Genomic DNA, 2,042 nt, shown 5'->3' on the forward strand with positions numbered 1-2,042 from the left:
GGGCGCATTGGCGCCCTTTTCCGGTCCCTGGCTGCGGGGGGCTTCTGCCTCCCGGGGCCGGGGACAACCGTCTCAGCGGTTCCTGCGGTTCTCGATCAGGTCGTCGACCACCGCCGGCTCGGCCAGCGTCGAGGTGTCGCCCAGCGAGCCGTAGTCGTTCTCCGCGATCTTGCGCAGGATCCGCCGCATGATCTTGCCCGAGCGCGTCTTCGGCAGCCCCGGCGCCCACTGGATCAGGTCCGGCGAGGCGATCGGGCCGATCTCGCTGCGCACCCAGGTCCGCAGCTCCTTCGCCAGGTCCTCGGTCGGCTCCACCCCGTTCATCAGCGTCACGTAGCAGTAGATGCCCTGGCCCTTGATCTCGTGCGGATAGCCCACCACCGCGGCCTCGGCCACCTTGGCATGCGCCACCAGCGCGCTCTCGACCTCGGCCGTGCCCATCCGGTGGCCCGAGACGTTGATCACGTCATCCACCCGCCCGGTGATCCAGTAGTAGCCGTCCCTGTCCCGCCGGCAGCCGTCGCCGGAGAAGTAGTAGCCCTTGTAGTCCGAGAAATACGTCTTCTCGAAGCGCTCGTGATCCTCCCAGACGGTGCGCATCTGGCCCGGCCAGCTGTCCTTCAGGCAGAGCACGCCCTCGCATTCGGTCTCGGGGATCTCCTGGCCGGTATGCGGGTCGAGCACCACCGGCTGCACCCCGAAGAAGGGCAGGGTGGCGGAGCCCGGCTTCAGCGCCGTCGCGCCGGGCAGCGGCGTCAGCAGGTGGCCGCCGGTCTCGGTCTGCCACCAGGTGTCGACGATCGGGCAGCGGCCCTTGCCGACATGGTCGTTGTACCAGTTCCAGGCCTCGGGGTTGATCGGCTCGCCCACCGTGCCGAGGATCCGCAAGCTCGTCAGGTCGCATTTCTCGACGAAATCCGGGCCCTTGCCCATCAGCGCGCGGATCGCGGTCGGGGCGGTGTAGAACTGGTTGACGCGGTGCTTCTCGCAGACCTGCCAGAAGCGCGAGGCATCCGGATAGGTCGGCACGCCCTCGAACATCACCGTGGTCGCGCCGTTGGCGAGCGGCCCGTAGACGATGTAGCTGTGGCCGGTCACCCAGCCGACATCGGCGGTGCACCAGAAGATGTCGCCCTCCTGGTAGTCGAAGACGTACTGCATCGTCATCGCGGCATAGAGCAGGTAGCCGCCGGAGCTGTGCACCACGCCCTTGGGCTGGCCGGTGGAGCCGGAGGTGTAGAGGATGAACAGCGGATCCTCGGCGCCGACCTCGGCCGCGCGGTGGCGGTCATCGGCCTCGGCATGCAGCTCGGCATAGTCGAAATCGCGGCCGTCGACCCAGGTGGTCTGGCCGCCGGTGCGCTTGACGACCAGCATCTTCACGTCGTCGCGGCAATGCAGCAGCGCGGCATCGGCATTCGACTTCAGCGGCGTCATCCGGCCGCCGCGCGGGGCGTAGTCGGCGGTGATCACCAGCTTGGCGCCTGCGCCGTTGATCCGCGCCGACAGCGCGTCGGGCGAGAAGCCGGCGAAGACGATGGAATGGATCGCGCCGATCCGGGCGCAGGCCAGCATCGCATAGGCGGCCTCGGGGATCATCGGCAGGTAGAGCACCACGCGGTCGCCCTTGCGCACGCCCAGATCCTCGAGGATGTTGGCGAACTTGCAGACTTCCGCATGGAGCTGGCGGTAGGTGATGTGGCGCGCCGGCTCGTTGGGGTCGTCCGGCTCGAAGATGATGGCGGTCTGGCTGCCGCGGGTCTCCAGGTGGCGGTCGATGCAGTTGGCGGCGACGTTGAGCGTGCCGTCCTCGAACCACTTGACCGAGACCTTTCCGAGTTCGAAGGAGGTGTCCTTGACCTTGCCGAACGGCTTGATCCAGTCGAGCCTTTCGCGCGCCGCGTCTCCCCAGAACCCTTCGGGGTCCGCGATGGAGCGCTCGTACATTTCCAGGTACTGCGCCTCGTTCACAAGCGCCGAGGCCGCAACCTCCGCAGACGGAGGATATACCCCATCAACCTTCTCGAGCATTCGTCTCTCCC

Annotated in this window: 1 protein-coding gene; it reads right to left on the reverse strand. The window is 67.5% G+C overall.

The window, feature by feature from the left end:
* Nucleotides 1–72: 72 nt before the first annotated feature.
* Complete coding sequence (acs, locus tag HCC78_RS32275) at nucleotides 73–2,031, reverse strand: acetate--CoA ligase (RefSeq protein ID WP_172332779.1); 1,959 nt, start codon at nucleotides 2,029–2,031, stop codon at nucleotides 73–75.
* Nucleotides 2,032–2,042 lie beyond the last annotated feature (11 nt).

This window comes from Mangrovicoccus sp. HB161399 (genome assembly GCF_013184745.1).
GTDB lineage: Bacteria > Pseudomonadota > Alphaproteobacteria > Rhodobacterales > Rhodobacteraceae > Mangrovicoccus.